The organism is Micromonospora sp. LA-10 (assembly GCF_051853095.1).
In the GTDB taxonomy this organism is placed as follows: domain Bacteria; phylum Actinomycetota; class Actinomycetes; order Mycobacteriales; family Micromonosporaceae; genus Micromonospora; species Micromonospora echinospora_A.
The window spans coordinates 2,435,875-2,460,307 of record NZ_CP195710.1; the positions used below are offsets into that span (position 1 = coordinate 2,435,875).

The 24,433-nt window shown below is 72.7% G+C and carries 23 protein-coding genes and 2 tRNA genes; 14 read left to right on the top strand and 11 right to left on the bottom strand.

Features of this window, described 5'->3' with window-relative positions:
• Positions 1-58: 58 nt before the first annotated feature.
• Positions 59-3,124: a VWD domain-containing protein gene (locus ACSDG8_RS11275; protein ID WP_439427861.1), complete on the bottom strand. Its 3,066-nt coding sequence runs from the start codon at positions 3,122-3,124 to the stop codon at positions 59-61.
• A gap of 77 nt (positions 3,125-3,201) precedes the next feature.
• Between ACSDG8_RS11275 and ACSDG8_RS11280 the strand changes: the two genes are divergently transcribed.
• The 5 genes from ACSDG8_RS11280 to ACSDG8_RS11300 all read left to right on the top strand — a co-directional run bounded on the left by ACSDG8_RS11280 (position 3,202) and on the right by ACSDG8_RS11300 (position 6,575).
• Positions 3,202-3,936, top strand: a complete 735-nt coding sequence (locus tag ACSDG8_RS11280; protein WP_210898681.1) for a class I SAM-dependent methyltransferase — start codon at positions 3,202-3,204, stop codon at positions 3,934-3,936.
• Positions 3,926-4,435, top strand: a complete 510-nt coding sequence (locus ACSDG8_RS11285) for a polyketide cyclase (protein WP_439427862.1) — start codon at positions 3,926-3,928, stop codon at positions 4,433-4,435. Before ACSDG8_RS11280 ends, ACSDG8_RS11285 begins: the two co-directional genes overlap by 11 nt.
• Before the next feature lie 64 nt (positions 4,436-4,499).
• Positions 4,500-5,045, top strand: coding sequence for a hypothetical protein (locus tag ACSDG8_RS11290; protein WP_439427863.1), 546 nt, complete (start codon positions 4,500-4,502; stop codon positions 5,043-5,045).
• 146 nt (positions 5,046-5,191) lie between these two features.
• The gene (locus tag ACSDG8_RS11295; RefSeq protein ID WP_439427864.1) at positions 5,192-5,617 is read left to right on the top strand and encodes a DUF6010 family protein; all 426 of its coding nucleotides are present in this window, start codon (positions 5,192-5,194) and stop codon (positions 5,615-5,617) included.
• A 16-nt stretch (positions 5,618-5,633) separates the two neighbouring features.
• Positions 5,634-6,575, top strand: a complete 942-nt coding sequence (locus tag ACSDG8_RS11300; RefSeq protein ID WP_210898677.1) for a GlxA family transcriptional regulator — start codon at positions 5,634-5,636, stop codon at positions 6,573-6,575.
• A 21-nt stretch (positions 6,576-6,596) separates the two neighbouring features.
• Here ACSDG8_RS11300 and ACSDG8_RS11305 read toward each other — a convergent pair whose 3' ends face one another.
• On the bottom strand, positions 6,597-7,430 hold the full coding sequence (locus ACSDG8_RS11305; RefSeq protein WP_210898675.1) for a MerR family transcriptional regulator: 834 nt from the start codon (positions 7,428-7,430) through the stop codon (positions 6,597-6,599).
• Positions 7,431-7,477: 47 nt separating this feature from the next.
• On the bottom strand, positions 7,478-8,008 hold the full coding sequence (locus ACSDG8_RS11310) for a kinase (RefSeq protein ID WP_210898673.1): 531 nt from the start codon (positions 8,006-8,008) through the stop codon (positions 7,478-7,480).
• Positions 8,009-8,203: 195 nt separating this feature from the next.
• Between ACSDG8_RS11310 and ACSDG8_RS11315 the strand changes: the two genes are divergently transcribed.
• Entirely contained in the window at positions 8,204-9,511 is a 1,308-nt protein-coding gene (locus ACSDG8_RS11315; protein ID WP_210898671.1) for a hypothetical protein, read from the top strand.
• Positions 9,512-9,687: 176 nt separating this feature from the next.
• Here the strand turns inward: ACSDG8_RS11315 and ACSDG8_RS11320 are convergent.
• Positions 9,688-9,763 (bottom strand) — tRNA-Lys (locus ACSDG8_RS11320).
• Between the two features lie 187 nt (positions 9,764-9,950).
• On the opposite strand from ACSDG8_RS11320, the gene ACSDG8_RS11325 reads away from it, so the two are divergent.
• The 3 genes from ACSDG8_RS11325 to ACSDG8_RS11335 all read left to right on the top strand — a co-directional run bounded on the left by ACSDG8_RS11325 (position 9,951) and on the right by ACSDG8_RS11335 (position 13,631).
• On the top strand, positions 9,951-11,228 hold the full coding sequence (locus tag ACSDG8_RS11325) for a L,D-transpeptidase (protein ID WP_210898669.1): 1,278 nt from the start codon (positions 9,951-9,953) through the stop codon (positions 11,226-11,228).
• Between the two features lie 163 nt (positions 11,229-11,391).
• Positions 11,392-12,690, top strand: coding sequence for a L,D-transpeptidase (locus tag ACSDG8_RS11330; RefSeq protein WP_210898667.1), 1,299 nt, complete (start codon positions 11,392-11,394; stop codon positions 12,688-12,690).
• Positions 12,691-12,962: 272 nt separating this feature from the next.
• The gene (locus tag ACSDG8_RS11335) at positions 12,963-13,631 is read left to right on the top strand and encodes a hypothetical protein (RefSeq protein ID WP_210898665.1); all 669 of its coding nucleotides are present in this window, start codon (positions 12,963-12,965) and stop codon (positions 13,629-13,631) included.
• Positions 13,632-13,831: 200 nt separating this feature from the next.
• On the opposite strand, the gene ACSDG8_RS11340 is transcribed toward ACSDG8_RS11335, so the two are convergent.
• Both ACSDG8_RS11340 and orn read right to left on the bottom strand, forming a co-directional pair.
• A tRNA-His gene (locus ACSDG8_RS11340) sits at positions 13,832-13,904 on the bottom strand.
• A gap of 88 nt (positions 13,905-13,992) precedes the next feature.
• Complete coding sequence (orn, locus tag ACSDG8_RS11345; protein WP_184682692.1) at positions 13,993-14,583, bottom strand: oligoribonuclease; 591 nt, start codon at positions 14,581-14,583, stop codon at positions 13,993-13,995.
• Positions 14,584-14,657: 74 nt separating this feature from the next.
• Between orn and ACSDG8_RS11350 the strand changes: the two genes are divergently transcribed.
• The gene (locus tag ACSDG8_RS11350; RefSeq protein ID WP_210898663.1) at positions 14,658-15,953 is read left to right on the top strand and encodes a glycosyltransferase 87 family protein; all 1,296 of its coding nucleotides are present in this window, start codon (positions 14,658-14,660) and stop codon (positions 15,951-15,953) included.
• Between the two features lie 100 nt (positions 15,954-16,053).
• Here ACSDG8_RS11350 and ACSDG8_RS11355 read toward each other — a convergent pair whose 3' ends face one another.
• From ACSDG8_RS11355 to ACSDG8_RS11365, 3 genes are all read right to left on the bottom strand, one after another.
• Positions 16,054-16,905 carry a hypothetical protein gene (locus tag ACSDG8_RS11355; RefSeq protein WP_210898661.1) on the bottom strand — a complete coding sequence of 284 codons (852 nt, stop codon included), beginning with the start codon at positions 16,903-16,905 and terminating at the stop codon, positions 16,054-16,056.
• A 140-nt stretch (positions 16,906-17,045) separates the two neighbouring features.
• Positions 17,046-17,774: a YcnI family copper-binding membrane protein gene (locus ACSDG8_RS11360; RefSeq protein WP_210898659.1), complete on the bottom strand. Its 729-nt coding sequence runs from the start codon at positions 17,772-17,774 to the stop codon at positions 17,046-17,048.
• Between the two features lie 16 nt (positions 17,775-17,790).
• Positions 17,791-19,458, bottom strand: a complete 1,668-nt coding sequence (locus ACSDG8_RS11365; RefSeq protein WP_374223558.1) for a copper resistance CopC/CopD family protein — start codon at positions 19,456-19,458, stop codon at positions 17,791-17,793.
• Between the two features lie 222 nt (positions 19,459-19,680).
• Here ACSDG8_RS11365 and ACSDG8_RS11370 point away from each other — a divergent pair, with 222 nt between their 5' ends.
• Genes ACSDG8_RS11370 through ACSDG8_RS11385 form a run of 4 tightly spaced genes read left to right on the top strand, consistent with a single transcriptional unit; the run spans position 19,681 to position 22,629 of the window.
• Positions 19,681-20,268, top strand: a complete 588-nt coding sequence (locus ACSDG8_RS11370; RefSeq protein ID WP_210898657.1) for a sigma-70 family RNA polymerase sigma factor — start codon at positions 19,681-19,683, stop codon at positions 20,266-20,268.
• A 30-nt stretch (positions 20,269-20,298) separates the two neighbouring features.
• Positions 20,299-20,823: a MauE/DoxX family redox-associated membrane protein gene (locus tag ACSDG8_RS11375; RefSeq protein ID WP_210898655.1), complete on the top strand. Its 525-nt coding sequence runs from the start codon at positions 20,299-20,301 to the stop codon at positions 20,821-20,823.
• Positions 20,816-21,532 (top strand): DsbA family protein, encoded by a 717-nt coding sequence (locus ACSDG8_RS11380; RefSeq protein ID WP_210898653.1) that lies wholly within the window; start codon positions 20,816-20,818, stop codon positions 21,530-21,532. Before ACSDG8_RS11375 ends, ACSDG8_RS11380 begins: the two co-directional genes overlap by 8 nt.
• On the top strand, positions 21,529-22,629 hold the full coding sequence (locus tag ACSDG8_RS11385) for a hypothetical protein (protein WP_307856255.1): 1,101 nt from the start codon (positions 21,529-21,531) through the stop codon (positions 22,627-22,629). Before ACSDG8_RS11380 ends, ACSDG8_RS11385 begins: the two co-directional genes overlap by 4 nt.
• A 275-nt stretch (positions 22,630-22,904) precedes the next feature.
• On the opposite strand, the gene ACSDG8_RS11390 is transcribed toward ACSDG8_RS11385, so the two are convergent.
• Positions 22,905-23,666 carry an energy-coupling factor ABC transporter ATP-binding protein gene (locus tag ACSDG8_RS11390; protein WP_210893769.1) on the bottom strand — a complete coding sequence of 254 codons (762 nt, stop codon included), beginning with the start codon at positions 23,664-23,666 and terminating at the stop codon, positions 22,905-22,907.
• Positions 23,663-24,433, bottom strand: coding sequence for a cobalt ECF transporter T component CbiQ (gene cbiQ, locus ACSDG8_RS11395; RefSeq protein WP_210893767.1), 771 nt, complete (start codon positions 24,431-24,433; stop codon positions 23,663-23,665). Before cbiQ ends, ACSDG8_RS11390 begins: the two co-directional genes overlap by 4 nt.

Here is a 24,433-nt window from a genome sequence, read left to right on the forward strand (position 1 = left end):
GACAACGGGACGAGACGTTAGCACGCCCGCCCGCCGCCCCCGAAATCCAGGGTCGGCCTCACCGCGCCGCCAGCGTGACCTGCCCGATCGCGGCCCCCGACGGGTCCACCACCAGGGTGTACGCCCCGGAGGACGGCAACACCGTCGGCCCGAGTTCGCCGGCCCCGTTGATCACGCAGCCGCTGCTGACGGTGCTGCCGTCGGGCGCGCGCAGCGCCAGCACGCCGCACTGGTCCGGCAGGTCCGAGGCGGTGGCGCTCACCGTGACCGACGTACCGGCGACGGCGGTGAACCGGTAGCCAATGACCGCGCCGGGCCGGTCCACGACGGCGACGACCGAGGGCCCGCCGAGCGTGATCGCCGCCTCCCGGTCCCGGCTGGTGACCACCCGCAGCGTGGTCGTGCCGGTGCTGCGTTCGGTCGGGTCGACCACCACTGTGTACGGCCCGTCGGCGGGCAGCACCGTGCCGTCGATCTCGCCGACGCCGTTGACCACGCAGCCGCTGCGCAGCAGCCGCCCGTCGGCGTCCCGCAGTTCCAGCGGTGAGCACTGGTCGGTGAGGCTGCTCGTGGGCACCTCCACGTAGACGCGTTCGCCCGCGCGCCCGGTGAACCGGTAGCGGGCCCGTGCGCCGGGTTGCTCGACGGTGGCGGTGACCGCCGGGCCGTTCGGTTGCAGCGTGCCGTCGCTGTCCCGGGCCGCGTACACCCGCACGGCTGCCCGGCCGGTGTCGCCGGGCGCGGCGACGACCCGCAGCGCGTACGTGCCGGTGGCGGTGAGGTCGACGCGGTCGACGTACCCGTTGCCCTTGATGTTGCAGCCGCTGGCGATCTCCCGGCCGCCCGGGTCGGTGAGCACGTACGGCGAGCAGCGGTCCCCGATTCCAGGGGCGGTGGCGTCGACGAAGACGGCGTCCCCGGCGCGGGCGGCGAACGTCAGCGGCTCGCCGCCGGGGGTGAGCGTGGCGGTGGCGACGGGTACGGCGGCGATCGGGGTGGCGGCCGGCGGCGCGACCCGTTCGGTGCTGGCCCCTGCGACGGCGAACTCGGGACGGCCGCTGACCGCAACGTCGAAGACGCACTCGGCGAGCTGGGCGGGTGCGGTGACGCCGGCCCAGCGGCAGATCTGCTCGGCCGTCGCGCGCCGGGCCGGGTCGAGGTCGCCGACGGTGACCTCCCGTTCCGGGAACGCACGGTCGGTGAACGCGCCGGTGTCCTGCCCGTCGTCGTAGTGCAGCAGCGAACGGTCCGCGGTGATCCGCCAGCTGTCCGCGTACGCGGGATAGAGCTTGTCGAACGGCACCGGCTGGGCCAGCGCCGCCCCGGAGGCAGGCGCGATGTCGTCGGCCGGGTCGCCGTCGAAGTCGCCGAGCAGTCCGCGTACCTTCCCGGCCCGGCCGTCGGCCAGTCGCACCAGGATCCGGTAGCCGTACCGGCCGATCTGGTCCACTGCCGCCGCCGAGCCGTCGGGCCACGTCACGTCGTACCCGTCGGCAGGGCCGGTGTCCGACGGACGGCGGGCGAGCGTGCCGCCGCCGGCCAGGTCGGTGCGGTCCGGCGGCGCGGCGAGCGGCGCGCCGTCGACGTGCACGCGGGTGCCGCCGTCGGTGAGGGTGAGCGCGACGCGGTGCGCGCCGACCCGGAACGCGACTGCCGAGTTGACCGAGGCGGTCCGCGTGCCCGCCATCGAGGCCTGCCGGACCTGCACCTCCAGCGGGTCGCCGCCGGCCGCGGCGACCAGCGTGAACTCGCCGACGGCCTGGAAGTCGTACGCGACCCGGTCGAACGTGACCAGGTGCGGGTCGCCGTTGCTGCCGCCGCAGTCGGCGCCGTCCTCGCAGAGCTTCACCGGCCCCTTCGGCGGCGGCGTCTTCTTGGCCGGCTTCTTGCACTCGTCGAGGTTCTTCGGCAACGTCTTCCCGTCGTACTCGGTGCGCGGCGGCAACCCCTTCGCCGCCCGGTAGCGGTTCTCCGCGAGCGTCGCCTTCACCTCGGCGGTACGGATGCCGGTGCCGCCGCACTCGCCCTGCGGCACGGAGTCACGGGAGATGTCGTCGGCGTGGTTCAGCTCGTGGTAGAGCGCGGCGCACGGGTCGCGGGCCACCCCGTCGCCGTACGGGTCGGTGGAGGTCGGGTTCCACGTGACGGTCGAGGAGCCCTTGCCGTCGGCGCTCTGCGGCGTCTCGAACGCGCCGGAGCCGCCGGTGGTCGGGATGATCCGCACCCGGGGACTCTTCTTGTCGCGCAGCCGGGGCAGCAGGCCGGACGGATCGCCGCCCGGCAGCGCGAACCCGGCCAGGCAGCCGTCGACAGCCGCCTGGAAGTCGACACCGCTGACCGGCACACCGGCGGTCGGGTCGACGCCGTAGTCGGCCCGCGCCGGTCGGGCGCCACCGCCGACGAGCGCGCCGACGGCGACCAGCAGCAGCGCCACGGCGGCGGCGGTCGGCCGGTGTCGGCGGCGTACCAGCAGCAGCACGACCACCGCGACGACGAGCAGCACGAGCGCTCCCCCGCCGGCGAGCCAGAGCCAGCGCCGGCCGGTCCCGCCGTCGTCGGACACGGTGAACGTGGTGGTCCGCAGCGCCGTCGCGCCCGCGCACAGGTCCGCCGCGCCGGTCACCGGCAGCGTCACATAGCCGGCGGTCACCTCGTACCGGCCGGGCGCGCCAACCGGCCAGAGCGTGTCCAGCCCACCGCCGTCCGGGGTGGCGGCCACCGACCGGAGCACCACCTCGCCGTCGCGCAGCCGTACCCCGGTCGACGCCACGGTGGCGGTCGTGCCCGGTTCCACTGTGGTGAGTGCCGTGGTGGCGGCGGCGCCGATCCCGTCCTCGTAGAAGCTGCGGGCGAGCGTCGGCTCGACGTCGCGCCCGTCCCGGCGTACCCCGGTTATCTGCACGGTGCCGACGGCGCGGGTGGCGAGCGCGCAGGCCGCGCCGGTGGCGTTCGTGACGGTGAGGTCGAGGCGGACCTGCTCCCCGGCGCGGTAGTCGGCCTGGCCGGGCCGCAGGGCCAGGCCGAGGCCGCCGTCGGCGGGCGCCGCGGCGGCGCCCGCCGCCGCTGCTGCCAGAGCGGTCACGAGTACGCCGAGCGCCGCCACCAGCCGCAGGGTCCACCTCATGGTGCGGACTGTAGAAGCGGGTGGGCCGGTTTCCGCGCGGTCTGTCGGGGACCGGTCGGAGCCGTATCCTGCTGGTGATGAATGTCTTCGGGACGGTCGCCGACCTGTACGAGCGCGTGCGGCCCGGGTATCCACCGGAGATCGCCGCGGCGATCCTCGCCTACCACGGCGGCACGCCGACGTCCGTCGTCGAGGTCGGCGCGGGCACCGGCAAGGGCACCGACGTCCTGGTACGGATCGGCGCGCCACTGACCTGCGTCGAGCCCGACGCGCTGATGGCGGCCCGGCTGGCCGAGCGGTTTCCGGACGCCCGCGTCGAGGTGACGACGTTCGAACGCTGGACTCCACCGGCCGGCGGGGTGGACGTGCTCGCCTGCGCGATGGCCTGGCACTGGCTGGACGCCGCCACCCGCAACGCCCTGGCCCGGCGCGCCCTGGCCCCCGGCGGCACGCTCGCCGTCTTCGGGCACCGCTACGACTACGTCGACGCCGGGCAGCGGGACGCCGTCCGGGCGGCGCTGCGGTCCGTCGACCCGACCGTCCGGGAGCGGCCCGTCGACTGGTTCCACCAGGACGTCCTCGACAGCGGGCAGTTCGACGACGTACGCCGCGAGGTGATCCGGCGGGAGTTGCCGCTGGACAAGGAGCATTACCTGGCGTTGATGAGCACGTTCGGGCCGTACCTGTCCCGCACGCCGGAGCAGCAGCGACGCGGGATCGCCGCCCTCGGCCGGCTCGTGGACGACTTCGGCGGGACCATCGTGCTCGACCTGCGGACCACGCTGGTGCTGGGCCGGGCCGATGCTCGGTGACCGGTGGGGTGTCTCCGACGACGAGACGCTGCGCCGCTACCCATGCGACGACTTCGTGCCCGAGCCCACATTGCGGGCGTGGCGCGGGGTGAGCGTGGACGCGCCACCGGCGGCCGTGTGGCAGTGGGTCGGCCAGATCCGGCTCGCGCCCTACTCGTACGACTGGATCGACAACCTCGGCCGCCGCTCACCGCAACGGCTGGTGGGCCTTCCCGAGCCGGTGGCCGGCGAGCCGTTCACCACTGCGGGCGGGCGGCGACGCGGCCGGATTCTCGCGGTCGAGCCGGGGCGTCACCTCACCGCCTCGATCATGGGCGCGGTCCTGTCGTACGTGCTGGTGCCGGACGCCGGGAACGGCACCCGCCTGCTGCTGAAGGTCGTGATGCGGACGAACCAGGTGATCGCCCTCGGCGGATGCCTCGGTGACCTGGTGATGGCCCGCCGGCAGTTGCTGAACCTCAAGCGGCTCGCCGAGTCCGGCGACGGGCCGGCCCGCTGATCGTCGTGCAGAGGGACCGCGTTCGCGGACGGACCGGCACGAGTTTCCGACCTAGACTGCGGCGATGCCCTTTGGTCGATGGGTTCTCCTGAGCATGATGATGCTCCTCGGTCCGTTGCTGTGGTGGAGCGGCGTGGAGTTCACCGCGGCCGACGCCTACGCCGCTCTCCCGCCCGGCGACGCGAGCCTGCCGGATCTCGTGGCCACGTACCGCAGCGGCGCGATCACGATCATGGCCTTCTTCGTCCTGCTGAACCTGGCGCTGGTGCTGATCGCCGTGCCGTCCGAACGGGACGTGCGGCAGGGCCGCAGCGGCACGATCACCCGCGCGGTGGTGGGAACGGTGCTCGTCACCGCCCTGGTCTGGTTCGAGTACCGGTTCAGTCCGGCGGGCCACGACTGGAGCGGTGACCCGGACGCCCGGAGCACGGTCCGGGATCACCTTCACCCCTGGCATCCGGCGGTCCTCGGCCTCTGGGTCGCTCTGCACACGGCGGTGGCCGCCTCGATCGCCGTACGGGCCGGGCAGTACCGGGCGCGGGAACGACGGGCGGCTCACGTCACCAGAAGGCCCCCTGCCCGGCAGGCGAGCACCGGATCAGGGCCCTGATCGAGGGTGCCCCCAAGGGCTTGAGGGCGCTCGCCCGCCGTGGCGAGAATCCGGCGCATCCTGGCATTTTCGCCTCTCGTCCCCGACGGCCGGCCTTCCTAGGCTCCTTCCGACACGCTCTTCCGCGTACGGAAACGGGGCTGCACGTGCTTCGCTATGTCATGCCGGTCGTGATCGGCCTGGTCTACGTCGGGCTCAACTCCCTCGTGCCCGAGCCGCACCGACGGCGGCTGAACGCGCTGGTCGTCACCGGCGCGGGTGCCGCCTACCTCAGCGGTGGCGGATTCGGGCTGTGGGAACTGGCCTTCTGCGCCCTGCTCGTCGCGGTGGGCTACGCCGGGCTCACCTCGTACACCTTCATCGGGGTGGGGTGGCTGCTGCACACGGCCTGGGACGTGCTGCACCACCGCCGCGGCACCCCGATCATCCCGTCGCTGCACGACTCCTCCTTCGGCTGCGCCCTCTGCGATCCGGTCATCGCGCTCTGGTGCTTCGCAGGCGGCCTGTCGGTCAAGGAGCTGTACCGCAGGGCCGTCGCCGCGTTGCGCCCGCCGGTCGCCGCGCGGCCCTGACTGGTTGAATTCCGCCATGCACACAGTGGCAGTGCTGGCCCTCGACAGCGTCGTGCCGTTCGACCTGGCCACCCCGATGGAGGTCTTCGGCCGCGCACGCCTGGCCGACGGCCGGCCCGGCTACCGGATGCTCGTCTGCGCGGCGACGCCGACCGTCGCCACCGGCGCGTTCCGCATGGCGGTGCCGTGGGGCCTGGACGTCCTGGCCGGCGCCGACACAGTCGTGGTACCCGGTGTGTCAGACCCGGCCGCCGCGACGCCCGCCGCAGTCCTCGACGCGCTGCGCGCCGCCGCGGCCCGCGGCGCCCGGATCGCCTCGATCTGCGGCGGCGCGTTCACCCTCGCCGCCACCCGCCTGCTCGACGGGCATCGGGCCACCACGCACTGGGTCGCCACCGACCGGCTGGCCGCCGAGCATCCGCGCGTCCAGGTCGACCCCAACGTCCTCTACGTGGACAACGGCCAGTTCCTGACCTCCGCCGGCGCCGCCGCCGGGCTCGACCTGTGCCTGCACCTGATCCGCCGTGACCACGGGGCCGCCGTCGCCGCCGACGCGGCCCGGCTGTCCGTCATGCCGCTGGAACGCGCGGGCGGACAGGCGCAGTTCATCACGCACGAGCCGCCCACTCCCGAGGGTGCGACGCTGGAGCCGCTGCTGGCCTGGATGCGCGACAACGCCGGGCGCGAACTGACGCTCGCCGACGTCGCCCGCCACGCCGGCATGAGCATCCGTACGCTGAACCGCCGCTTCCGCGACCAGACCGGCACCACCCCGCTGCGGTGGCTGCACCGGGTACGCGTACACCAGGCCCAGCACCTGCTGGAGACCACCGCCCATCCCGTCGACCGGGTGGCGGCCCAGGTCGGTTTCGGCTCTGCCACCGCGTTCCGGGACCGCTTCAAGCGGATCACCGGGACGAGTCCGCAGGCGTACCGCCGTAGTTTCCGGGGCGTCTGACCGAGGGGCCGGCCCGAGGGGTCAATCCGGTCGTCGTTCGACGGGCGCGCTGCTGAGCACACCGTCGGGGCGGACCTCCTGACGCAGGCGCGCCAGGTTGACGAACCGGTCACCGTCGACGGGGGCGGCGTCGAGCAGGCGCAGGACCACAGTGCAGTACTTGGCCATCGTGTTGCGGCCCGGCATGAAGATGGACAGCTCGTCGTGGGCGTCGGGCGTCTGCACGATCAGGTCGTCGGGCAGGGACGGCAGCGCCTCCGGGGTGCCCGCCACCGCGACCTTTACCGTCCAGAACGGCCCGGTGCCGTCGAGTACGCGCCGGTCCTGTTCCGGCGTCTCCAGCGCCAGCGTCCGCCACGGCTCGCCCAGGCAGGTGACGCCCGCCGTCCGTACCGTCGCGACCAGTTCGGCCGCCGCCGCCTGGATGATCTCCTCAGCCCGGTCCCACTCCTGCGCGTCACGGCCCAGCGGTGTGCCCGGCACGAGCCGCGCCACCACAGTCGCGGCCGGCACGTGCCACACGCGCGGCTCGGGCTGCGCCTCGAAGACGGCGCGCGCCGCCAGGATCGCGTCCGTCTCGGCCCGGTGCCGCCGGCTCACCTCGTCGCTGTGCCGGTCGAGCAGGGCGAGCGCCTGGTCCGGTTCGTCGAGGGCACGCCGGACGAGCTTCACGCTCATCCCGGTGTCCCGCAGCAGCGTGATCAGCATGGCCCGTTCCACCTGTTCGAAGGCGTACGACCGGTGGCCGGTTCGGTCGTCGACCTCGGCGGGCACGAGCAGCCCCTCGGCGTGGTAGAAGCGCAGCGCCTGCGGCGACAGGTGACACATCTGGCTGAACTCGCTGATCGACAACATGACCCCAGACTGCCCCCTGCAGTAACCGGAAGGGCAAGCACCGCCGGCTAGTGCTGGGGCAGCCCGGCGGCGGTCGCGATCGCCTCGACCGCCTGCTCCAGCCCGGTGCTCTCCGGGAGGACGAGTTCACCGGGCCAGCCCAGGACGTCGTGCGCGGCGTACCAGCCGCTCATCTGCTCGGCGGTGAAGTCACCGGCCTGCGGACGGGTCAGATGCCGGCGCAGCGTCTCGGCCAGCGACACGTCGAGGTAGCAGAACAGCGACCGCCCTCGGTGGCCGTCCCGCAGCGAGGTCAGCATGTCGCGGTGGCGGCCGGTGTGGAGGATGCCTTCGACGACCACGTGGTAGCCGTGGTCGAGCGCGAACCGGGCGGTCTGCTCGATCAGGGCGGGCGCCACGCCGCCGGGCTTGTCCCGTTCGAGCAGGACGACGCGGCGCAGGTAGTCCTGTTCGACGAGGGCGCAGCCCCGGCCGTGCCGGCGTCGCAGCTCGCGGGCGATGCTGCTCTTGCCCGAGCCGGAATTGCCCCTGATGCAGACGAGGATCGTGTCCGGGCTGCCGGCAGGCTCAGCGCGCACATGCCCTCCCTGACCTCAGCCGCCGCCGACGGGTGAGGTCAGGGCGCCGCTCCGAGCGGCGGACTCGTGCGGGCCACGGCCTCGGTGACGCCGCTGCCCAAGCTATGCCACGTGCGCTCAGCACGCGCAATTCTGAGGGCCAGCCCGGAGTGGGGTCTGCGGACTAGTCTGTCGCCGGGAAGCTGGGGGTGGACGATGACTGACGACCACAAGGCGGTTGTTCCGGTGTGGACGCTCGCTACCGGGGACATCCGGGTGCCCGCGCTGGTCGGGGACGAGCCGATGACGGCTGAGCGGTTGGCTGAACTGCGCGGTGTGCTGGCGGTCCTGGCAGACAAGCCGATCGCCACGCTCGAGGTTCATCCCCTGCCCGGGACGCTCGACCGCAGCCGTGGAATAGCGCTCGATGCCGCAAGTCCCCTGGCGCATCACCTGTCACAGCTCATCTCTCAATCGGCGAGGAGCTCATCGGTGGCGGGAGCGACGAGCGCTGCCGGTGAGGGTCTGTATCGCATGGTGGTTCCAGCCAAGGTCGCCGCCCAGTTCGGACAGGGCCTCGTTCGGCCGATGGTTGCCAAGGGCACGGCTGGCGGCATCCGCGGTGTACTGGTGAACTCATCGGGCATCGCCGCTCACGCAACATTCGTGCCGGTCGGAAAGGCGGCGGCGACAGGCGCAGTCGGTGGATCCGCTGCGACAGCCGGCGTCGCTGTCGCTGGCAGCGCGGCGCTCACGGTGGCCGCGCCGCTCGTGCTCATGGCTGTAGCCGTGGGGATGAGCGCGAGCGCCGACCACAAGCGCCAGCAGGCCATCGAACGCATCACCGAACTGCTGGAGCAGCTGCAGGAACAGAAGCTTGACGATGAGCGCAACGAGCTCGACGGCTGCCGGGACACCATCGACAAGGCCGCCGCGATCCTGCTCGATCAGGGCAAGCTCGGTGTGTCGCTTGGGCTGGACTCGGCGGTGCACGCCATCAACAAGGCACTCGCCGCCGCGGACCGCCGACTCGCCCGATGGCAGGGCGTGCTGGACAAGCTGCCCGACGGGAAGGCCATCGACATCGGCACGCTGACCAAGTCGTTCCCGGGTGTCGATGAAAACGGTGGCAGGTTCCGCGCCCACCTCGAATTCGCCGCCTTGGCGATTGCGCTGAAGCAGCGGGTCATTGTCCTGCAGGCCGTGGAGCATGCCCAGATGGACCCCGGCAACCCGTACGAGAGCTTCGCCCGCGCTCTCAAGGCCGATCAGCAGCGCCTCGACAAGCTGGAGTCGGGCCTTGCCGGTGTCCTCGAACGCCTGTCGGCGCTGGAGCTGGCACGCCCCAACAGTCTGCTGCCGGTGCTGACGAACAGCGAGGTCGACCGCCTGATGCGCGCGGCGGATCGCGTCCACAGGTTGCGCGACAGCATCATGGTCAACGACCGCCAGACAGATGTGGCGATCGAGATCGCCCGCAGCAGGGACGGCTCGGTGGTCGTGTTCCCCGCGCTGCCCGCGTAGGCGCGGTTGGTCCAGCCGCTCCTGCGACCGGCTGCACCGCGCCCGGTGGAACGTCATGGGTGCCTTCCGGCCCGTTTGACACCCATGGTGTTCCACCGACGGGGCGGCACACGGCAGGAGGCGTACGCGAAAAAGGCCCCGACCGGCGCGGAACGCCTGCTCAGGGCCTTGCTCGTTGGTGCGCCGCCAGGGACTCGAACCCCGAACCCGCGGATTAAGAGTCCGCTGCTCTGCCAGTTGAGCTAGCGGCGCTCGCTGACAACGGGAAGAAGATTAGCACGCCCGCCGAGCCGGGTTCCAATCCGATACCGGGGTCCACCCTTCGGTCGAGCTTAACCGGCGAAAGCGAACAAAACGGTCACAGATTTTGATACGGGGGCGGGTCAGATGGCGTCGATACGGCACGATGTCCGCCAGGCATGTGAGGACAGGGGTGGGCATGGGCAGGTTCTCGCGGGCCGGGGCGACGGTGGGCGTCCTGGTCCTCACGGCGTCGCTCGCACTGACCGGGTGCGGCGGCGGCGACGAGGGGAAGAAGCCGGCGTTCGAGCCCGGCCAGCAGCAGGTCGGCGGCGTCTCGGCCTCGGCGCCCGCCGACCCGAGCGCTGCCCCGACCGGCGGCGCCCCCGCGGCGGCGCTGACGGTGAGCCCGGCCGACGGCGCGGCGAGCCGGCCGGTCAGCACCGAGATCAGCGCCCGCATCCCGGGCGGCGGCACCGTGTCGAAGGTGGTGCTCGCCACCGCCGACGGCACCGCCGTCGCCGGACGGATGCGGCGGGACGGGTCCAGCTGGGTGCCGTCGGCCGCGCTGAAGTACGGCGCGAAGTACACCGCCACCGTCACCGGGACCGGCAAGGACGGCCAGACGTACGAGGGCACCAGCACGTTCACCACGATGGCCAAGCCCAAGTCGATGATCGGCTCCGGCCTCTACATGTTCAGCGACAAGACGTACGGTGTGGCCATGCCGGTGGTCGCCGAGTTCTCCCCGGGCATCCCGAAGAAGGACCGGGCCGCGGTGCAGAAGCGGATGTTCGTGCAGACCGACCCGCCGCAGCCCGGCGCCTGGCACTGGGTCGACAACGGCACGCAGGCGTACTACCGCGCCCCGGAGTACTGGAAGACCGGCACCACGATCACGGTGCGGCTGGCGCTCGCCGGGATCCCGCTGAGCAACGGCCGATACGGCAACATCGACCGCAGCGCCACCGCCAAGATCGGCCGCGCGTTCGAGATGACCGTGGACAACGCGACCAAGCAGATGACGGTCTCCGAGAACGGCACGGTGATCCGTACGCTGCCGGTCAGCCTGGGCAAGAAGAGCACCCCCTCCTCCAGCGGCACGATGGTGGTGATGGAGAAGAAGGAGTCCACCGTCTTCGACACCCGCAGCGAGCCGGACCCGGCCAACCGCTACGTCACCGAGATCGACTTCGCCCAGCGGATCACCTGGGGTGGCGAGTACATCCACGCCGCGCCCTGGTCCGAGGGCGTGCAGGGGCGCCGCAACGTCTCGCACGGCTGCGTGAACGTGTCGATGGCCAACGGCCGGTGGCTGTTCGGCAAGACGCTCGTGGGCGACCCGATCACGGTGAAGGGCACCGAACGCCGCCTGGCGCCGGGCAACGGCTGGACGGCCTGGAGCATGAGCTGGTCGCAGTTCGTCGCCGGCAGCGCGCTGCCGGTGCCGCAGGGCGGGCAGCCGGCGCCGTTCTGATCGGCGTAACGTGGTCGGACATGCCACCTCCGACGAAGCGCCGGGCGGCCGTGGAATCGTTACATCCCGGCGGGGTGTTCCGGTTCACGTCCGGCAACGCGTACCCGCTCCGGCGCGTCTGACCTGAGACGACGGCGAACGGCATCACCTTTGTGAGGGAATCATGCGAGCTGGCCAGGACGAACCGATCAGGGGCGGGAGCGCCCCGCGCGTCGGCCGCCGCCGCGCGCTGGCGGCCGGGGTGCTCGCCGCCGCGTTGGCCCTGACCTCCGCCTGCACCGGCGGCGGTGGCGGCAAGCCGTCGAGCTGGCAGGGCGGCGGCGACGGTGGCGAGAAGGCCCCCAAGGCCGCCGCCACGATCAGCGAGCCCGCCGCCGACGCCAAGGACGTGCCCGCCTCCACCGCCATCACCTTCACCACGACCGAGGCGCAGGAGACCACAGTCGAGGTTAAGGACTCCACGGGCAAGGCCGTCGACGGCACGCTCGCCGCGGACGGCAAGAGCTGGCTGCCGACCGCCGCGCTGGAGTACGGGCAGACGTACACCGCGACCGTGACGGCGACCGGGGACGACGGTAAGCCCGCCACCGCCACCAGCACGTTCACCACCATGGCGAAGCCGGCCAAGCAGGTCCGGGTCACCAGCTTCCTCGGTGACAACCAGGTCGTCGGCGTGGCCATGCCGCTGATCGTGAAGTTCGGCCGGGCCATCCCGGAGGACTACCGCGACGACGTCCAGCGTCGGATGATCGTCACCGCCAAGCCCGCCCAGGAGGGCATCTGGCACTGGGTGAGCCCGACCGAGGTGCGCTACCGGCCCAAGACGTTCTGGAAGCCCAACAGCACCGTCAGTTACAGGGTGCAGGCGGGCGGGCTGCCGCTCGGCGGCGGCTGGTACGGCCGGTCCGACCTCACCGTCGACATCAAGATCGGCCCGTCGTTCGTGATGACTGTCGACAACCGCACCAAACGGATGACTGTCACCCGCGACGGCAAGGTGATCAAGACCATCCCGGTGAGCCTCGGCAAGAAGAGCACCCCCTCGTCCAGCGGCACCATGGTGGTGATCGAGAAGCTCCGGCACACGGTCTTCGACACCATGGAGGAGCTGGGCCCGGAGGAGGGCTACCGCACCGAGATCGACTACGCCCAGCGGCTCACCTGGGGCGGCGAGTTCATCCACGCCGCGCCCTGGTCCGAGGGCGTGCAGGGCCGGACGAACGTGTCGCACGGCTGCGTCAACGTCTCGATGAAGGAAGGCAACTGGCTGTTCGCCAACACCCGGATCGGCGACCCGATCACGGTCAAGGGCACCGAGCGCAAGCTCCAGAACGGCAACGGTTGGACGGACTGGAACATGAGCTGGGAGGAGTACGTCAAGGGCAGCGCCCTGCCGTACGAGCCGCCGGCCGCCGAGACCACCCCGGACGCCGGTACGCCGAGCGTCGAGCCGACCCCCTGACCACCTCGCGACGAAGCCCTCTCCCAGAGGAGAGGGCTTCGTCGTGAGGAGACACACAGGCCATGTCTCGTCGGGACCGCGCTCGTTCCACTCATCGAAGTGGCTTCCGTCGCTCGCGACGAGCAACAGGCTATACGCAAAACGCCGCAATACATTCCAATCCATCTCTTATTGCATCCAGGCCGGCGACGTGAGAAGGTCCCGTACGAGTGTTCGACCTCATGGCCGGGCGCACCATGGACCTCCCGTCAGCCGGTCGTTGAGGTGGTCAGATGAGCAGCGCGGCCTGGCTCGATGAGTCGATGCGTCAGCGGCCCGACCGCAGCGGTATCTACGTGCTCGCAGCGGCGGTGATACAGGCCGCCGAGGTCGAGACGGTCCGGTTCGACGCCGCCAGGCTGGCTCCGACGCCCCGGGCCCGCGTTCACTACCGGGACGCGACCGACGACGAGCGACGCAAGATGATCCAGGCCGTAGCGTCTATGACTGCAGCGGTCCATGTGGTGGTCATGGGAACCGGCATGGACAACTCCCGACAGGAACGCGCCCGGCGGCTGTGCATGGAGCAGATGTTGTGGCAACTCGACCAGGCAGGCGTGGGACATGCGAGCATCGAGACCCGCACGGCGTCTCTCAACGCCAAGGACATCGCTGCCATTGCCCAGTTCAAGCGTCGGCGGATCATCTCAGGGCGGATCAAGATCGACTTCGTGCGGCCGTACGGACCGCAGAGTGATCCGCTGCTGTGGCTGCCGGACATCGTTGCCGGCGCTGTCAGCAGCGCACACGGCTCACCATGGACAACAGCTGCTCGCTCCGCTGACGCCCACACTGAGAACGTCCGAGATCGAGCTGCACTGACGCCCGAACATGCGCCGGGCCGAGGTCCCGGTCTGCCCCGGGAGTCCTCGGCCCCACTTCCGACCACATCCGCGGACTGATCGGCTCTATGTACCACCCCAGTGTAGGCGTGCTTCTCTGGGCAGGAAGCACATCGCGTCGATTTCCAGCCGAAGTTCAACGACTTCCGCAGGGGAGACGCTCACTGGCGGGGCCGCGATTCCCCTGCCGTGCCCCTGAGACGACTCACGCCCCCTCGGAGGAGGGGGCGTGATCAGGCGTGGAACAGATCCACTATCGGGGTGACTGATGGGAATTGAACCCACGACAACCGGGACCACAACCCGGTGCTCTGCCAACTGAGCTACAGCCACCATGCTCGCCGCTGCGGTTGCCCGGGCGGTGCGCGGACTAATAATAGCCACACTCCGGCCGACCCCGTCCACCGGGTTCGGGCGGGCGTCAGAGCTGGGCGGCGATCGCCTTCGCGGCCTCGACGTCCGGGCCGGGCAGCGGCACGAACAGGGTCCGCCGGTAGTACTCCAGCTCGCGGATGCTCTCCCTGATGTCGGCGAGCGCCCGATGGGCCAGGCCCTTCTGCGGCTGCCCGAAGTACACCCGCGGGTACCAGCGCCGGCACAGCTCCTTGATCGACGACACGTCAATCATCCGGTAGTGCAGGTGGGCGTCGAGCCGGGTCATGTCGCGGGCCAGGAAACCCCTGTCGGTGGCGATGGAGTTGCCGCACAGCGGCGCGGTACGCGGGTCCTTCACGTAGCTGGTCACGTAGTCGAGCACCATGTCCTCGGCCTCGGCGAGGGTGACCGTGGAGCGGCGTACCTCCTCGGTGAGCCCGGACTTGGCGTGCATGCTGCGCACGATCTCCGGCATGCCGTCGAGCACCTCGTCGTCGGCGTGGATCACCACGTCGACGCCGTCACCGAGCACGTTGAGATCGGGATCGGTGACCAGCGCCGCGACCTCGATCAGCGCGTCCCGCCGCAGGTCCAGCCCGGTCATCTCACAGTCGATCCAGACGAGAAGATCAGCCACCGGAACAGACTACGCGCCACCGACCCGCCCGCGCCTCGGCACGGTGGCCGAGGTGGACCGCTAGGGTTTCCTGCGTGCCAGCCGAACCCGCCGCCCCACCCGCCGTCGCCAGCGACGGCGTGGGCGCGCGTACGGCCCGGCGGGTCGTAGCGGTGCTGGCGCTGATCGCGATCCTGCCGGCGCTCTACCTGAACAACCTGCGCCACGACTACTACGACCAGAAGATCTACATGTCAGCGATGGACTGGTGGGCGGCCGGGCACCCGCTCTACGACTACGTCCAGCCGGACCGGGTGCAGGGCGCCCTCTACTTCACCTATCCGCCGTTCGCGGCGCTGCTCCTGGCGCCGTTCGGATACCTGCGGCTCGGGGTGGCCATCGTCGCCTTCGCGGTGCTGACCGTCGCCGCCGTGGTGGTGACCACGCGCTGGCTGGTGCTGCCGGTGCTGCGGCGGCACGACCTGCCGCGCGGGTTCGGCCTCACGGTCGCCGTGCTGCTGGTGCTGGCGGTGGAGAGCACCCGGGAGACGCTCACGCTCGGGCAGATCAACATGCTGCTGGTGGTGCTGATCCTGGCCGACCTGCTGTTCGCCGTACCCCAGGGGCGACGCTGGGCCGGCGTCGGCGTGGGACTTGCCGCGGCGCTCAAGCTCTTCCCCGGCATCTTCGTCCTCTACCTGCTGGTGGCCCGCAAGTGGCGGGCGGCGGCGGTGGCGGCGGCGACCGCCGCGGCGGCCACGTTGCTGGCGGCGGCGGTCGCGCCCGGCGACTCGTGGCGGTTCTGGACCCACGAGTTGTGGGCCACCGACCGGGTGGGCCGCACCGACTACACCGGCAACCAGTCGCTGTTCGGGCTGCTCAGCCGCCTGTCCGCGTCGGCCGAGGCGGACCGGCTGCTGTGGCTGCTGCTCGTGGTGGCGGTGGCCGCGTTCGGCCTGTGGCGCGCGGCGCGGGCGGCGCGGGCCGGGGACGCGCTGGTGGGTCTGACCCTGACCGGCCTGGTGGGCGGCCTGGTCAGCCCGATCACCTGGATCCACCACCTGTACTGGTTCATCCCCGCCGTGGTGGTGCTCGTCGACGCGGCGCTGGACGCCGATCCGGCGACGCCCGCCGGGGCGCGCCGTCGCGGCGGCCTGTTCGCGCTGGCCGCCGTCGTCGGCCTGCCGATCGTGTACGGGCTGGTGACGTTCCAGGACTGGGGCACCGCCATCGTGCACACGGACGACCCGGTCGACTTCGTCGTCCGCAATGTGTACGTGCTGCTCAGCCTGCTGTTGCTGGCGGTGCTCCCGATCCGCCACCACCGGGACGAACCTCGGATAACACGGACTGAACGGACACACCTCGCAACAAACGGCGATCAGCGCTAATCTGGTCTCAACTACCTCAGATTTCTCCCAGGTAGCACCGATCCCCCGGTGAGGACGGCCCTCCGCGTCGGCAGCGCGGAGGGCCGTTCGGCTCTGCTGGTCAGTCCTGGTCGTCCGGGCAGCGGCTGGGCAGCGGGGCGATCGCCGCGCGGGTCCGCCCGTGGGAGCCCGAGCCCACCGCCACCAGATGCCGTTCGGGCCGCGACGCCGGACCCGGTTGCCGGCCCAGCCCGCTCAGCGAGGTGACGCCGAGGCGCCCGGCCAGCACCGGCACCTGGTCCGGCTCGACCACGAAGACCACCTCACGCGGCCGCAGCGGCCGCAGCAGGACCACCACGGCGAGGACCACGAACAGCGTCCCGCCGGTCAGCAGCGCCCACGCCAGCCCGGGGAACCAGCCGGCCCGCAGCTCGCCCCGCATCCGCAGGTCGAGCCCGTCGGCGCCGTCGACGCGCATCACGACCAGGCTCAACGACCGGTCACCCAGCTCGGCCGGGCTCCACTCCAGCGAGCCGATGCCCTCGCGTACCCAGAAGGGCTGGGCCAGCGGCACGGCGACGCCGTCGCCGGCGGTGGCCGGGTCGAGATCGACGGGAAGCGGGCCCCGGGTGACAGCGACGCGGCGCACGGTGCTGTGCGGGACGTCGGCCAGCCACCGCCGCACCTGGTCGGTCGGGGCGAGGCCGAGGAAGACCGGGCCGTGATCGTCGCGTGCGGTGAGGTGCAGCCGGGCCCGCCCGGTGCGGGCCACCGGCAGGTCGGTGCGCAGCAGCGCGTCCACGTCGGTCACCAGCACCGCGCGGGCGGGCGTGCGGACCGGCTCGAACCGGGCGGCGAAGCCGCCGTCCGGGTCGGCGTGCCGGGCCGCGAGCCAGAGGCCGGCGCCGGCCAGCAGGGCCGGAACCCCCAGCGCCAGCAGCATCATGCCGGCGATCGTGCGTGCGAAACGCATTCGGTTCGTCCCTCTCGGTAGCCAACTACCCGGCCGACCTTACCGACGCCGCTTCGCCGATCGCCGGATTTCCACGGCACCCGCCCGGACGGCCACCGGCCCGGCGGAGACACTCCGCCGGGCCGGTGCACCACTCGCGTTCAGGACTTCGCGGCGGGCTCCCGCCGGGTACGCGCGAACGCCAGGCCGCCGAGGACCAGGCCGGCGAGACCGGCGACCAGCCCGGCCACCCCGAGCGCGACGGCCGCGCCGGATCCGGCGTCGTCATCGTCGTCGTCCGCGGCGGCGGCCGGCGCGCTCGCGCCCGGCGAGGCGGGGGCGTTCCCGGCGGCCAGCTTGAGCACCGGCGCCGGGTTCTCCGGCTCCTCCGCGCCCGGCGTCGGCTCCTCGATCCAGCGGGACACGTTGCCGTCGGAGTACGTCTGGAGCACCTTGAACACCATCGTGTCGACCTGCGGCAGCGGGCCCATCGACACCGGGAACTCCTGGAACTCGCCCGGCTTCACGCCGCCGTTCGGCGCCGCGGTGAAGGTCAGCTTGGAGACCGCCTCGGTGAGCTGGCTGCCGTGCACCTCGATCGGCGGGTCGACCTTGCGCTTCTCCACCGCCACCGTCCAGCCCGGCACCGGCAGGGTGGACACCGAACCGACGGGGGCGTTCTCCGGCAGGTTCACCTCGACCTTGACCGTCGACGCCGTGTCGCTCTCGTTCGGCACCCGGAAGGCGAACCGGCCGTAGCCGCCCTGCTCGCCCTCGGCCGGGTTGATCGTGACGTGCGCCGAGGCCGACCCGGCCAGGCCGAGCACGGTCGTGGCGACGGCGGCGAGGGTCAGCGCGGCGACGGTCGCGGAGCGCCGGAGACGGATCATCAGTGGAACCTTCCCGTTACTTGATCGGCACGGTGGCGGTCACCGTGGCCTGGTCGATGTCGGACGTGCGGACGGTGATGCGCAACTGCCAGTCACCACGGGCCGGCAGGTTGACCTCACCGGTGGCGTGGTTGTCGCTCAACGGCAGCAGCGGGACCGTGATCGGTTCGATCCCGGCCGACGGCAGGGCGGCGGTGACCTTCCATTCCTGAACCGGCTGCGGCCTGTTGTCGGGGGTGTAGGCGTACAGGTGCATCGAGTTGTTGCCGGTCTCGGCCGGGTCCAGCTCGACCTGGAGCGAGTAGATCGGGCTGCTCAGCGTGGTGGAGAAGTAGCCCGGCGAGGTGCCCGGAGCGTCCGCGACCGCGGTCCGCGCCGGTGTGGTCTGCACGAGCGTCGCCGACACGCCCAGCACCACCGCCGTGATCGCCAGCTCGGCCACCACGGCCCGCCGCATCGAGCCCGGCCGTCCGGCGGCGACCCGCCGCCGCACCAGCGCCCGGGAGTACGCGGCCACGCCGATCACCAGCGCGAACAGCGCGATCTTGGCGAGCAGCAACTGCCCGTACGTGGTGTCGATCAGGGCCTGGATGCTGGCCACCTCGATCAGCCCCTGCACGGTGCCGGCCAGCAGCAGCGCGGCCACCGCGAGGGCCGCCCAGCGGGACCAGATCGGCAGGATCGCGTCCAGCTCGCGCTCGTCGGCCCGGCGCAGCAGGAACACCGCCAGCATCACGAGACCGCCGAGCCAGACCGCCATGGCGCCCAGGTGCACCGCGTCCACCACCACCGACACGGCCGGGGCCGGCGAGGCCGCCGCGTGCCCGGCCAGCGGCCAGGTGAACAGCGCGGCGCCGCCGAGAACGGCGAGGATGATCCCGTCGGTGCGGCCGACCGGGCCGGCGAACAGCGGCCGGAGCAGGAACGCCGCCGCGGCGAGCAGGCCCAGCCGGACCAGGTGGGTCGTGCCGTAGGCGCTGCCGAGCACGTCGCCGAGCCCGGAGCCGGTCACGTCGAACAGGCCGCCGCCGTTGACGTAGGGCACCTGGAGCCAGATCTCGGCCAGCGTCGCCACCGCCAGCACGCCCAGCCCGGTCCAGGCCAGCCGGGCCGGGCCACGGCGGGACAGCCGGCGCGGCCAGAGCGCGGCCAGCACCAGCGCCGGGCCGACGAGCAGCAGCAACCCGGCGTAGCCGGCGTACTTCGCCACCTTCACCGCGGTCTCGGTCACCGGGTTCGCCCGGTTGTCCGTGCCGCTGTCCGTGGGCGGCTCGGACGGCGCGCCGACGGAGTAGGTGAAGGCGCCGGAAACCGGGTGACTGTCCGCCGAGATGACCCGGTAGCTCACCAGGTAGGTGCCGCGCCCCGCGCCGGGGTCCACCGGGATGGTGACCTCGCCGCCCTGGAACGTCGGCTCGCCCCGGTCGGCCCGGGAGCCGTCGGGGGCGATCACGCGGACCTTCCCGGGCACCTTGCGGACGCTCTCGCTGAAGGTGATCACCACCTGCGCGGGCGCGTCGGGCACCACGGCGGAGGCGGCCGGGCTGCTGCTCACCAGCACCGCGTGTGCGCTGGCCGGGGTGGCCGGCACGAGCAGCAGGGCGACCAGCAGGAGCAGCAGCCCGGCGACGGCCCCGGAGCGGGCGGCGACGGCCCGGGACGGGCGGCGTACGGCAGCAGTCATGACCGCCATGGTTCCCGAACCGGAGCCGGTCCGGCGAGCCGCCCTCCGGCGGGCACGGCTCGGCGCCCGCTCGGCGTGGCGGCGCACGCCACGCCGGGCCTGCTCGGAGGTCATGGGTGGGTAGTCGGACGGCGCAGGGAAAAAGTTCCCGGCGTGTGCGGGACCACGGAATGGGCCAAAGGACCCTGTCCCGTCCAGGTACGCCGCGTAACCTCGGGTGACGTGATCCCCGGCCCGCGTGACACCGCCGCCGACCTCCCCGAGGCGGCCGCCGAGGCTGTCCGGGACACGGCCACCGGCTGGGCGCTCGCCGCCCGCGACGGGGACCGCGACGCGCAGGCCGCCCTCGTCCGGGCCACCCAGGCCGAGGTGTGGCGCTTCGCCGCCGCGCTCGTCGACCCGGACAGCGCGGACGACCTGACCCAGGAGACGTACCTGCGGGCGTTCCGGGCGCTACCCGGCTTCGAGGGGCGCTCCAGCGTGCGTACCTGGCTGCTCGGCATCGCCCGCCGGGCCTGCGCCGACCACCTGCGCACAGTCGTACGCCGCCGGCGGCTCGACGCGCGACTGGCCGCTCAGGCCGCCACCGACCGCCCCTACCCGGACCCGGCCGGTCAGCTCGGCGCCACCGACCTGGTCCGCCGCCTGCCGGCCGAGCGGCGCTCCGCCTTCGTGCTCACCCAGTTGCTCGGCCTGTCCTACGCCGAGGCCGCCGACGTGGAGGGGGTGCCGGTCGGCACCATCCGCTCCCGGGTCGCCCGCGCCCGCGACGACCTGGTCGGCGCCGTCGGCGACACGATGACCGGATAGCGGGAACCAATCGTGACGCTCGGACGACGAATGACTGTGACCCCCTCCCCCTCCCCCGCCGGGCGATGGCAGACCCTGCGGCCCTGGCTCGGCGTCGCCGCCCGACTCGGACTCGCAGCCGTCTGGCTGATCGCCGGCGGCACCAAGGTCGGCGACCTCGCCGCCTCCGGCCGGGCCGTCAACGCCTACCAGGTGATGCCGTACGACCTGGCCACCGTGATCGGCGCGGCGCTGCCCTTCGTCGAGCTGGCCCTGGGTCTGCTGCTTCTCGCCGGGCTGGCCACCCGGGTCAGCGCCGGGGTCTCGGCGGCGCTGCTCGTGGTCTTCATCGCCGGCATCGCCTCGGCCTGGGCGCGCGGCCTGGCCATCGACTGCGGGTGCTTCGGCAGCGGCGGCCAGCTCGCCGCCGGCGAGACGCCCAGCTACCTCCCGGAGATCCTCCGGGACCTGGGGTTCCTGGCGCTCGCCGGGTTCCTGCTGATCTGGCCCCGTACCCCGTTCTCGGTGGACGGCTGGCTGGCCGGCGACGACACCGTGGAGGAGACCGATGAGTAGCCGCAAGGGCCGCCGGGACGCGGCACGGGTGGTACGCGAGCAGATCGCCCGGGAGAAGCGCCGCAAGCGCACCCTGTGGACGACGATCGCCGCCGTGCTGGTGCTGGTCATCGCCGGTGGCATCGGCTGGGCCGTCTACTCCAGCCAGAAGTCGGACGACTTCACCGCGCCACCGGGGGCCAACGACGCCGGCACCGGCATCGTCCAGGGCACCGGACCGGTCACCATCGACCTGTACGAGGACTACCTCTGCCCGGCCTGCAAGCAGTTCCAGCAGATCAACGGCGAGACGCTCAACCAGCTCGTCACCGAGGGCAAGGCCAAGCTGGTGTTCCACCCGGTGGCGTTCCTCAACCGCTTCTCCACCACCGAGTACTCCACCCGCTCGTCGGCCGCCTCCGGCTGCGCCGCGCAGGGCGGCAAGTTCCGCGAGTTCACCGACCAGCTCTTCACCCGGCAGCCCGCCGAGGGTGGCGCCGGGCTCAGCAACGACGAGCTGGTCGACATCGGCGCGGGCGTCGGGCTGAACCGGGACGAGTTCGCGTCCTGCGTCTCCGACGGCACGTACCGATCGTGGACCGAGCACGTCACCGACGAGGCGAGCAAGTCCGGCGTGACCGGCACCCCGACCATCAAGATCAACGGCAATGAGCTGCGGGACCGCAGCCCGGAGGGGATCAAGGCGGCGGTGGAGGCGGCCGGGAAGTGATCCCCGTACCCCTGCGCCGGGCCGCGCTGGTGCTCACCGTCGCGGCCACCGCCCTGCTCACGTTCGCCGCGCCGGCCGCCGCGCACGGCGCGGACGCGCCCGACGGCACCGACTACCGCGCCACGATCACCGGCGTCGACCCGGACCGGCCCGGACTCACCGTCCGCATGGTGGAGGCCGGCGCGCGGCTGGAGCTGACGAACGACAGCGGCGCCGAGGTCACCGTGCTGGGCTACTCCGGCGAGCCGTACCTGCGCGTCGGCCGGGGCGGCGTGTACGAGAACGTCCACTCCCCCGCCACGTACCTGAACCGGACGCTCGCCGGGGAGACCCGGCTGCCGGCCGAGGCGAACCCGGCCGCCGCGCCGGACTGGCGGCGCGTCGACGACGGACCCACAGCCCGCTGGCACGACCAGCGCACGCTCTGGCGGGCGGACGCCCCGCCGGCCGCCGTCGCCGCCGCCCCGGACCGGGAGCACCGGGTACGCGACTGGGCGGTGCCACTGCGCGCCGGCGACGCCACCGGTGCCGTACGCGGCACGCTGGACTGGGTGCCGCCGCCCGACCCGTACCCCTGGTGGGTGGCCGCCACGCTCGGCTTCCTGGTGATCGGCGCGGCCGGCCTGGCTCCGGGCGGCACCACCGCCGGGGTACGCGCGCTGCGCGGGGTCGGCGCGCTGCTCGCCCTGGGCGGCGCGGCGACAGTGGCGCTCACCGTCGCGCGGGCTTTCGACACCGGCGCCCCCGGCATCGGCGGGATGCTCGCCGAACTGGTCACCGGCCAGGTGTGGACGCTGCTCACCGGCCTCGGCGCGCTCGCCGCCGGCGGGTACGCGCTGGCCCGCCGCCCGGCCGCCGACTTCGTGCTGGCGCTCGCCGGCGCCTGCCTCACGGTGTTCGCCGGGGTGACAAACCTCGCCGCGCTGTCCCGCGCGATCCCCCCGGCCGCCGGTCCGCCCGTCCTGGTGCGGGTGCTGGTCGTGGTCGGCCTGGCGACAGGCGCCGGCGCGGTGGCCGCCGGCCTGTTGCGCCTGCGCACCGCCGCAAGAGCAGCCCGCCCCACCCCCGCACACCCCAGCCCAACCCCGATCCCATAACCCGCCCGCCCCGCCCCGCCCCGCCCCGCCCCGCCCCGCCCCGGCGATCTTGCAGTTACTGCCCCTCGGGCGCGAACTTTGCCCCGTTTCGCTCGGGCAGAAAGCGCAAGATCGACGGAGCCTCGGCCAGGGCCCGGCGATCTTGCAGTTGCTGACCCTTGGGCGTGACTTTTGCCCCGCTGTGCCCGGGCAGAGAGTGCAAGATCGCCGCGGACAGGCGGGGAGGTGGGAGGTGCTGGAGGGCGCGAGGAGGGGGCGGTGCGGGAGGGTCTGGGTCAGGACGGGCGGGGGGCGAAGCCGTAAGGGAGCTCCAGGCGGTGGGCCGTCAGCAGCGCCTCGTCGGACAGCAGGTCCGCGGTGGGGGCGTCGGCGACGATGCGGCCGCCGTCCAGGATCACCGAGCGGGGGCACAGCTCGGCCGCGTACGGCAGGTCGTGCGTGACCATGAGCAGCGTCACCGGCAGGGCCCGCAGGATCTCCGCCAGCTCCCGGCGGGCGGCCGGGTCGAGGTTCGACGACGGCTCGTCCAGCACCAGGATCTCCGGGCGCATGGCCAGCACCGTGGCCACCGCCACCCGGCGCCGCTGCCCGAACGACAGGTGGTGCGGCGCGCGGTCCCGGTGCTCGCTCATCCCGACCGCCGCGAGCGCCTCGTCGACCCGGGCGGCCAGTTCGGCCCCGCGCAGGCCCAGGTTGGCCGGTCCGAACGCGACGTCCTCGGCGACAGTGGGCAGGAAGAGCTGGTCGTCCGGGTCCTGGAAGACGATGCCGACCCGGCGGCGTACCTCGGCCAGCGTGTCCCGGTCGCGGGTGACGGTCAGACCGCCGACGCTCACCGTGCCCTCGGTCGGGGTGAGGATGCCGTTGAGGTGCAGCACCAGCGTGGTCTTGCCGGCGCCGTTGGGCCCGAGCAGCGCCACCCGCTCGCCGCGCGGTACGGTCAGGTCCACGCCGTGCAGGGCGACGTGACCGTCCGGGTACGCGTACCGGACGCCGTCGACGTCCAGGGAGGGCGGCTGCTGCACGTACCCGATCATTGCAGGACGAGCGCGACGGCGGCGATGGTGGCCGCGATCGCCGGCACCGTCGCGGCGACCGCCCACTGGCCGGCGGTGGCCGCGCCGGCCCCCTGCCACACCGCCGGCATCCGGCCGGTGTAGCCGCGGGAGAGCATCGCCAGGTAGACCCGCTCGCCGCGCTCGAACGCGCGCAGGAACAGCGCGCCCACGCCGGCCGCGAAGCCGCGCAGCTGCCACAGGAAGCGCGGGTCGTCGCCGCGCGACACCCGGGCCACCCGCATCCGCCGGGCCTCGCCGACGAGCACCTCCAGGTAGCGCAGCATGAACGTGGCGATCTGGGTGAGGATCTGCGGGCAGCGCAGCCGGTCCAGGCCGAGCAGCAGGTCACGCGTCGTCGTGGTCGCCGCCAGCAGGAGCGACGCGAGTACGCCGAGCGTGCCCTTGGCGAGGATGTTGAACGCGCCGTGCAGCCCGTCGACGGACAGGGCGAGCCCGGCCACCTCGATCCGTTCTCCCGCGCCGAGGAACGGCAGCGCGAACGCGAACAGCACGAACGGCAGCTCGATGAGTGCCCGGCTGAGCAGCCAGCGCGGGCCGACCCGGGCCAGCGCGGCCACCACGGCGACCAGGAGCGCGTACCCGCCGAAGGCCCAGTACGCCTCCCGGGGCGTGGCCACCACCGCGATGGTGAACAGCACCATGGCAGTGATCTTCACCTCCGGCGGGAGGCGGTGCACCGGCGAGCCGGACTCGCGGTAGAGCGCGTGCGCGTGCCCGGCGCCCAT

Coding starts and splice junctions, on each gene's coding strand:
- ACSDG8_RS11375 (WP_210898655.1), top strand. CDS start 20,299: ATGACTGTGACCCCCTCCCCCTCCCCCGCCGGGCGATGGCAGACCCTG.
- ACSDG8_RS11300 (WP_210898677.1), top strand. CDS start 5,634: ATGCACACAGTGGCAGTGCTGGCCCTCGACAGCGTCGTGCCGTTCGAC.
- ACSDG8_RS11305 (WP_210898675.1), bottom strand. CDS start 7,430: ATGTTGTCGATCAGCGAGTTCAGCCAGATGTGTCACCTGTCGCCGCAG.
- ACSDG8_RS11390 (WP_210893769.1), bottom strand. CDS start 23,666: ATGATCGGGTACGTGCAGCAGCCGCCCTCCCTGGACGTCGACGGCGTC.
- cbiQ (WP_210893767.1), bottom strand. CDS start 24,433: ATGGGCGCCGGGCACGCGCACGCGCTCTACCGCGAGTCCGGCTCGCCG.
- ACSDG8_RS11280 (WP_210898681.1), top strand. CDS start 3,202: ATGAATGTCTTCGGGACGGTCGCCGACCTGTACGAGCGCGTGCGGCCC.
- ACSDG8_RS11365 (WP_374223558.1), bottom strand. CDS start 19,458: ATGACTGCTGCCGTACGCCGCCCGTCCCGGGCCGTCGCCGCCCGCTCC.
- ACSDG8_RS11275 (WP_439427861.1), bottom strand. CDS start 3,124: ATGAGGTGGACCCTGCGGCTGGTGGCGGCGCTCGGCGTACTCGTGACC.
- ACSDG8_RS11360 (WP_210898659.1), bottom strand. CDS start 17,774: ATGATCCGTCTCCGGCGCTCCGCGACCGTCGCCGCGCTGACCCTCGCC.
- ACSDG8_RS11290 (WP_439427863.1), top strand. CDS start 4,500: ATGCCCTTTGGTCGATGGGTTCTCCTGAGCATGATGATGCTCCTCGGT.
- ACSDG8_RS11325 (WP_210898669.1), top strand. CDS start 9,951: ATGGGCAGGTTCTCGCGGGCCGGGGCGACGGTGGGCGTCCTGGTCCTC.
- ACSDG8_RS11380 (WP_210898653.1), top strand. CDS start 20,816: ATGAGTAGCCGCAAGGGCCGCCGGGACGCGGCACGGGTGGTACGCGAG.
- ACSDG8_RS11335 (WP_210898665.1), top strand. CDS start 12,963: ATGAGCAGCGCGGCCTGGCTCGATGAGTCGATGCGTCAGCGGCCCGAC.
- ACSDG8_RS11315 (WP_210898671.1), top strand. CDS start 8,204: ATGACTGACGACCACAAGGCGGTTGTTCCGGTGTGGACGCTCGCTACC.
- ACSDG8_RS11285 (WP_439427862.1), top strand. CDS start 3,926: ATGCTCGGTGACCGGTGGGGTGTCTCCGACGACGAGACGCTGCGCCGC.
- ACSDG8_RS11355 (WP_210898661.1), bottom strand. CDS start 16,905: ATGCGTTTCGCACGCACGATCGCCGGCATGATGCTGCTGGCGCTGGGG.
- ACSDG8_RS11330 (WP_210898667.1), top strand. CDS start 11,392: ATGCGAGCTGGCCAGGACGAACCGATCAGGGGCGGGAGCGCCCCGCGC.